Source organism: Candidatus Egerieousia sp., from assembly GCF_056211015.1.
The window spans coordinates 21858-28830 of sequence record NZ_JBAELF010000006.1 but is presented as its reverse complement, the minus strand read 5'-3'; the positions used below and the strand labels follow the sequence as shown (position 1 = coordinate 28830).

General features: G+C 48.8%; 7 protein-coding genes. 1 reads left to right on the top strand and 6 read right to left on the bottom strand.

Annotated elements, in window-relative coordinates; all coding sequences use genetic code 11:
- Nucleotides 1–223, bottom strand: a 223-nt coding sequence (locus AC06L3_RS00485; protein WP_475668663.1) for a CD225/dispanin family protein, incomplete at its 3' end; no start/stop codon positions are given.
- Between the two features lie 41 nt (nucleotides 224–264).
- The gene (locus tag AC06L3_RS00480; protein ID WP_475668662.1) at nucleotides 265–1425 is read right to left on the bottom strand and encodes a CobW family GTP-binding protein; all 1161 of its coding nucleotides are present in this window, start codon (nucleotides 1423–1425) and stop codon (nucleotides 265–267) included.
- A 110-nt stretch (nucleotides 1426–1535) separates the two neighbouring features.
- Between AC06L3_RS00480 and AC06L3_RS00475 the strand changes: the two genes are divergently transcribed.
- Nucleotides 1536–2084 (top strand): prolyl-tRNA synthetase associated domain-containing protein, encoded by a 549-nt coding sequence (locus tag AC06L3_RS00475; RefSeq protein WP_475668661.1) that lies wholly within the window; start codon nucleotides 1536–1538, stop codon nucleotides 2082–2084.
- Between the two features lie 6 nt (nucleotides 2085–2090).
- Here the strand turns inward: AC06L3_RS00475 and purD are convergent, their stop codons facing one another.
- The 4 genes from purD to purM form a co-directional block, all read right to left on the bottom strand.
- The gene (gene purD, locus AC06L3_RS00470; protein WP_475668660.1) at nucleotides 2091–3428 is read right to left on the bottom strand and encodes a phosphoribosylamine--glycine ligase; all 1338 of its coding nucleotides are present in this window, start codon (nucleotides 3426–3428) and stop codon (nucleotides 2091–2093) included.
- Nucleotides 3429–3601: 173 nt separating this feature from the next.
- The gene (gene purH / locus AC06L3_RS00465) at nucleotides 3602–5152 is read right to left on the bottom strand and encodes a bifunctional phosphoribosylaminoimidazolecarboxamide formyltransferase/IMP cyclohydrolase (RefSeq protein ID WP_475668659.1); all 1551 of its coding nucleotides are present in this window, start codon (nucleotides 5150–5152) and stop codon (nucleotides 3602–3604) included.
- Nucleotides 5153–5290: 138 nt separating this feature from the next.
- Nucleotides 5291–5869 (bottom strand): phosphoribosylglycinamide formyltransferase, encoded by a 579-nt coding sequence (gene purN / locus AC06L3_RS00460; protein WP_475668658.1) that lies wholly within the window; start codon nucleotides 5867–5869, stop codon nucleotides 5291–5293.
- A gap of 72 nt (nucleotides 5870–5941) precedes the next feature.
- Entirely contained in the window at nucleotides 5942–6967 is a 1026-nt protein-coding gene (purM, locus tag AC06L3_RS00455) for a phosphoribosylformylglycinamidine cyclo-ligase (RefSeq protein WP_475668657.1), read from the bottom strand.
- Between the last annotated feature and the right edge of the window lie 6 nt (nucleotides 6968–6973).

The following is a 6973-nucleotide window of genomic DNA, read 5'->3' as shown; positions in this document are numbered from 1 at the left end:
TGAACATCTTGTTACGCAGATATTCGTCACTTGCAGCAAGCGCGCAGTTGTACAGATTGTTGGACTGAACTGAATACACGATTGCTATGATGCCGCCTATCTGGCAACAGAAGATTGTGCACAGGATGGACCAGATCATATAATTGCTGTGTGATGGCAGATAGTATCTGCGCTCCTGACGAGGCTCGTTCTGAGGCTCCGGCTGAGGGTCTAGTATTTCCATGATATTCGGTTTTGAAGGTTTATTTTGCGCAAGAAGTATCCTTAATCCTGAAGGCAGAAATCCAGTGCCTCAAAGATTTCCTTTTTATTCAGGTGCTGGCCGATGAACACTATCTTCTGCATCCTGTCACCATAAACAGGATCCCAGTCACGTGCAAGCAGCGGCTCCTCCTCAAGTTTTTCCATAAGTTCATCGTGTGGCATCGTGGCATACCACTGGCCTATCTCCTTCAATGACACCTGGCTCCCGGCCTGCTCGAAAAGATAGCACTGGTCAATCTGGTCACTGAAATAGCAGATGCCCTTTGTCCTGATTATACCCTTTGGCCAATGTTTGGCAAGGAAGCTGTCAAATTTATTTATGTTCAGAGGTTTGCGTCTGTAGTACACGAAGGTGCTTATGCCGTACTCCTCAACCTCGCCTTCCTCATCATTGTGCTCGTGGTGATGGTGATGTTCGTGCTCCTCAACCGGAGCCTCATCCTCAAGGGCGTGAATCCAGGCCGCCGATGTTGATACGCTCTCGTAATCGAAAAGCTCGGTGTAGAGAATGTTCTCAAGATCCGTTTCACCCCAGTCACACTCAATTATCTTTGCCTTTGGCTGTATAGTCCTTACAATCTGCCTGATTGTACCAAGCTCCTCCTTTGTGACCTCGGAAGCCTTGTTCAACAGGATTATGTTGCAGAACTCTATCTGCTGAATCACCAGATTCTCAATGTCGTCTTCAGCTATGGTTCCACCAAGAAGATTCTTTGCGCATCCGAACTCATCCTTCATTCTCAAGGCATCAACAACGGTCACAATGCAGTCAAGGGATGCTATGCCGAACTTGGTATATCCGGGACCCATTGATGGAATGGAGCAGATGGTGCGGGCGATAGGCTCTGGCTCGCATATTCCGCTTGCTTCAATCACAATGTAATCGAAGCATTTCATTGCCATAATGTCCCTTATCTGCTCAACCAGATTCACCTTGAGCGTACAGCAGATGCAGCCGTTCTGCAAGGCCACAAGGCTGTCATCCTTCTCATTCACAACTCCGCCCTTCTCAATGAGTGAAGCGTCAATGTTCACTTCACCTATATCATTTACTATTACGGCAAACTTTATTCCTTTCTTATTGGCAAGTATCTTGTTCACAAGAGTTGTCTTACCGCTGCCAAGATATCCGGTAAGCAACAGAACCGGTGTAATGTTCATATCTCAAAATATATTCTACAAAAACCAAAGTTAACGGAGGGCAAAGGTACTTAATTTATGACATTCTTCATTAAAAACGTAAATTTGCGGAAAGATTCAAAGCCAGATTCATGGAAGATTACAACAGAGAAGAAATACGTAAAAGGACTCTGGATTTTCTGGAGGCCCACAACATACCATACGAAATCTACAATCATCCACCATTGTTCACAATTGACGAGGCGCTCGCATACTGGAAAGACATTACTGATTGCGTTCACTGCAAGAATCTGTTCTTCCGCAACCACAAGGGCAACAGGCACTATCTTGTAAGCATGGAATGCCACAAGGACTTGGACATCCACTCCCTTGAGCACAAGCTTCACCAGGGCAAGCTCTCCTTTGCCTCCGAAGAACGGATGATGCGCTGTCTGGGCCTGCACCCCGGTTCAGTATCGGCATTCGGTCTGATATCCGACATGGACCTATCAGGAGCCGACCCCAAGGAATTGTTCGAGAACGGACACAGGGTTAAATACTATCTCGACAGTGACCTGCAGAAAGCTGAAAAGATAAGCTTCCACCCTTGCGAGAACTCAGCCAGCGTGGTGGTTAAAAGAAACGACCTCATCCGCTTCCTTGAAATCTGGGGCGGAGAGGTCGAATGGCTTGATATCTAGGCTGCCTTACTTTTCAAAGGCCCAGTGGGCAATGTCACTTCTGTAGAAGAGATTGGAGCACTTGATGCCTGAAACAGCCTTATATACTTTCTCTTTTGCACTGGCGATAGTTCCTGCACTTGCAACCACCATCATAACGCGGCCGCCTGCTGTAACGAGCCTGCCATCCTTCATTGCAGTGCCCATGTGGTACACGCATATACCTTCAGGTACTTCACCTTCTATGGCAAAGCCTTTCTCGTAATGGGCAGGATAGCCTTTCGATGCCATAACAACTCCCATAGTCACTTCATCTTTCCATACTAATTTCAGTGCCGGACTGCACTCAAGGCAATTTTCATCCAGCAATAATCTGTCATCGGAACCAGTTGGACATTTATCGGCTATATATGAGAAAATGTCGTAGATATCGCTTTTCAGAAGAGGAAGCACAACTTCTGTTTCAGGATCGCCGAAACGGGCGTTGAACTCTATGACCTTGATTCCCTGAGGGGTTTTCATAAGGCCGCCGTAAAGCACACCGCTCAGTGGCAGGCCCTCCGACACCATTGCGGAAGCCGCCTTGCACATTATGTTTGTGTAAGCAAACTGCCTGTCTTCTTCGGTGATGAAAGGAAGACCTGTGTATGCGCCCATTCCACCTGTGTTGGGGCCCTTGTCGCCGTCGTATGCACGCTTGTGGTCCTGAGAGAGAGGCATAGGGAACACTTCCCCGCCCTTTACAAAGCACATGAACGAGAATTCAGGTCCTGTAAGGAAATCCTCTATCACCACCTTGTCGGCAGTGTCCGATGAGCTGAAAGCGGAATTCAGGAGCATGTCTGAAAGAGCGGCTTTGGCCTCCTCCAGATTCTCCGCAATCACAACTCCCTTACCGGCTGCCAGGCCATCGTATTTGAGCACCGCAGGGAAAGGACGTGAAGCAACGTACTCCACTGCCTGTTCATAATCGGTGAAACTTCTGTATGAAGCGCTTGGTATGCCATATTTCTCCATGAGACGCTTGGCGAACTCCTTGCTGCTCTCAATCCGGGTTGCATCTGCTGTGTGTCCGAAAATCTTCAGACCGGCTGCACGGAACTCGTCAACGATTCCCTTGGCAAGAGCGGCCTCGGGACCAACAACGGTGAGGTCAATACAATTCTCCAGCGCAAATGTCTTCAGGCCGGCAACATCGCTGTCCTTGATGGCAACGTTCTCAACGGACTTGTGCATACCTATGCCGGCATTCCCTGGCGCACAATATATGTGTGACACCTGCTGCGAGCGGCTCAGCGCATCCACTATGGCGTGGCATCTGCCGCCACCGCCCACTACCAGTACTTTCTTGTTCCTGTTCACCATATCAGATTCTCAATTTTGTTACGTTAGTGCGGAAGGTTTCCTGTTTTTGCGTATACCTTCCGCAGTCGCTAAATATAAAATATTGAATTATAAGCAATTATATTTTTGAAATGCGGAAGGTCTCTGCAAAAACAGGAAACCTTCCGCACCCTGGTCATATTATGTGAGACACACTAATGTTTGAAATGTCTTACGCCTGTGCAGAGCATGCAGATTCCGAGTTCATCGGCTTTGGCAATGCACTCGCCGTCACGTATGCTGCCTCCTGGCTGGACTATCGCTGTAACGCCATATTTAGCGGCAAGGGCAACTGTGTCGTCAAATGGCAGGAAGCCGTCTGAAGCAAGAATCAAACCGCTCGTTAAGCCTGCGGCCTGAGCCTGCTTGAGAGCAATCTCAGCCGAGCCCACACGGTTGGTCTGACCGGCGCCAACACCAATGGTGTGACCGTCACGGACAACTGCAATGGCATTTGATTTCACGTGCTTCACTATCTTCCAGCCGAACTGCATGTCTGACATGATTTCCGCTGCAGGCTGAACCTTGGTGACGCACATTTCAGGCTTGAGAGTCTCAACGTATGTGTCCTGCTGCTGAACGAGCATACCCCCGGCAACACCTACATACTGTGTCACAGGACTGCTGCTCTTTGTCATATCCACCTGCATCACGCGAAGATTCTTCTTTGTGGCAAGAATCTCAAGTGCCTCGGGAGTATATGAAGGAGCAATCACTATCTCAAGGAAGATAGGCTTCATTCCAAGGGCGACCTCGGCTGTAAGTTCACGGTTCACACCAACAATACCACCGTAGATGCTTACCTTGTCGGCCTCGAAAGCAGCCTGCCATGCCTGCTCGATTGTTGGAGCAACTGCAGCACCGCAAGGATTCATGTGCTTGAGGGCAACGCAGAAAGGCTCGTCAAAATCCCTGAGGATAGAGAGCGCGGCATTGGCGTCCTGAATATTGTTATATGAAAGTTCCTTGCCCTGAATCTGTGTGGCAAAAGGAAGTGCGAACGCCTTGCTTACAGGACTTGTTCCAACGCCTGTGCACTGTGCATAGAAGTTGGCGCTCTGATGAGGATTCTCACCATAACGGAGCGGCTGCTTGATATCGTACTCAAGGAAGAGCTTCTCTGGCAGACCGGCCTGTTTCCTCATATAAGTTGCAATGCAGGAATCATACTGGGCTGTATGTGTATAAGCCTTTGCAGAGAGTTTCAGACGTGTCTCGCGGCTTGTGTTACCGTTGGCCTTGAGCTCGGCGAGCACTGTGTCATAATCAGCAGGATCGCATACGATTGTAACATCACGCCAGTTCTTTGCTGCGCTGCGTACCATTGAAGGACCTCCAATGTCAATGTTCTCTATTGCATCCTCCATTGTCACGCCTTCCTTTGCAATGGTCTGACGGAAAGGATACAGGTTTACAACAACCATGTCAATGGTCTCAATGCCGTTCTCCCTGAGTGTTTCCATATGCTCCGGAACATCCCTGCGGGCAAGTATTCCACCGTGAACCTTAGGATGCAAGGTCTTCACCCTGCCGTCACAAATCTCGGGAAAACCTGTGACCTCGCTTATGCCTATGGTCTTCACACCCCTGCTTTCCAGCAGCTTCTTCGTACCGCCCGTGGCAATTATCTCCCAGCCCATTCTCTGAAGTTCGCTTACGAACTCCACAAGGCCGCTTTTATCACTTACACTAACTAATGCTCTCATAATTATGTTTTTATATTATTTCACCATTCTCATCTTCGCCCGGCTCTCTTGCAAATGATTCGCATTGTGCCAAAAGCCCTGCCATTGGTGTCCAGGCCATATCCTGTCACTCTTGCGAATTATTCGCATTGCGCCAAATCAATTGCGAATCAGTTTGTCTATGGTCTCAACATAGAGCTGATGCTCTATGACCTGACCGAGCCTGTGAACTTCGGCGGCATCGGAGCCATCGTAGTAGAAAGCTCTCTGATCTATTATTTTTCCACCATCGATGGTCTTGTCAACCCAATGTATGGTAATGCCATAAACCTTCACTCCGTAGGCAACGGCGTCTTCCACACCGTGTGCGCCCTTGAATGAAGGAAGAAGTGCCGGATGAATGTTGATTATCCTGCCCTCGTATGCGTCCAGAAGGGTATGGGCAACTATGCGCATATATCCGGCAAGGCATATCAGGTCAACCTCCTTGCTGCGCAGGATCTCCACCACCCGGGCCTCATAGTCGGCCTTGGTAGGGAAAGATTTGGGTGAGACCACAAAACTTTCGATTCCTAAGCGTTCCGCCCTTTCAACGACCAGTGCGCCCGGCTTGTCGCAAACCATAAGCACAATCTCAGCCTTTCCCGCAAGAAGTCCGTCCTTGCAGGCCCGGGCAATTGCCTCAAAGTTTGTTCCGCTGCCGCTTGCAAATACCGCCAGCCTTTTTATTCCATTCATATTCAAGATGTATTTCAAATTTATATTGTTCGGCAAAACATGCAGAAGATTTCATGAACCAACTTGAACGAATCAGATGATGTTCACTCCCGGAACAGAAGTAACCTTGCCAATGACAGAGGCTTTCTCGCCGCAGTTCTCAAGTATTGAAATGACCTTGGCTGCATCCTGCTGGTCAACAACCGCAACCATACCAATACCCATATTGAAAATGTTGAACATCTCCCTGTGAGGAACACCGCCCCATTTCTCCAGCATCTTGAAAACAGGAAGTATCTCCCAGGTACCTTCCTTTATCTCAAGGCCTTGACCTTCGTGGAGCACTCTTGGTATGTTCTCATCGAAACCGCCACCTGTAATATGGCATATTCCGTGTACGTCAACGTTACGGATTACCTCGAGCATCTGCTTCACGTAGATTCTTGTAGGGGTGAGAAGCACTTCACCAAGTTTTCTGCCACCGAACTCAGGAATTGAATCCTCGTAGTTCAGACCGGCGTCTGCAACAATCTTGCGGACGAGCGAGAAACCGTTTGAATGGACACCGCTTGAAGCAACGCCAACGAGAACATCACCCACCTTCACCTTGCTTCCGTCTATGAGCTTGGACTTTTCAACAACGCCGGTTGTGTAACCTGCAATGTCATATTCACCATTGCCATACATTCCTGGCATCTCAGCTGTTTCTCCACCAATGAGTGCGCAGCCTGCCTGACGGCATCCTTCCGCAACACCGGCAACGATTGCCTCAACCTTCTGAGGGACATTGTGTCCCAGAGCAACATAGTCAAGGAAGATAAGCGGCTCTGCGCCCTGTGCAAGAACATCGTTCACGCACATTGCAACTGCATCAATACCAATGGTATCGTGCTTGTCCATTGCAAAGGCAATCTTCAGCTTTGTTCCAACACCGTCTGTTCCGCTTACCAGAACAGGCTCCTTCACATTAAGTGAAGAAAGGTCGAACATTCCTCCAAAGGAACCGATATTGCCCATCATTCCCTTGCGCACGGTTGATGCAACGTGCTGTTTAATTCTGCGGACAACTTCGTATCCGGCCTCAAGGTTTACACCTGCGTTTTCGTAACTTTTTGCCATATATCT

Coding starts and splice junctions, on each gene's coding strand:
- AC06L3_RS00480 (WP_475668662.1), bottom strand. CDS start 1,425: ATGAACATTACACCGGTTCTGTTGCTTACCGGATATCTTGGCAGCGGT.
- AC06L3_RS00475 (WP_475668661.1), top strand. CDS start 1,536: ATGGAAGATTACAACAGAGAAGAAATACGTAAAAGGACTCTGGATTTT.
- purD (WP_475668660.1), bottom strand. CDS start 3,428: ATGGTGAACAGGAACAAGAAAGTACTGGTAGTGGGCGGTGGCGGCAGA.
- purH (WP_475668659.1), bottom strand. CDS start 5,152: ATGAGAGCATTAGTTAGTGTAAGTGATAAAAGCGGCCTTGTGGAGTTC.
- purN (WP_475668658.1), bottom strand. CDS start 5,869: ATGAATGGAATAAAAAGGCTGGCGGTATTTGCAAGCGGCAGCGGAACA.
- purM (WP_475668657.1), bottom strand. CDS start 6,967: ATGGCAAAAAGTTACGAAAACGCAGGTGTAAACCTTGAGGCCGGATAC.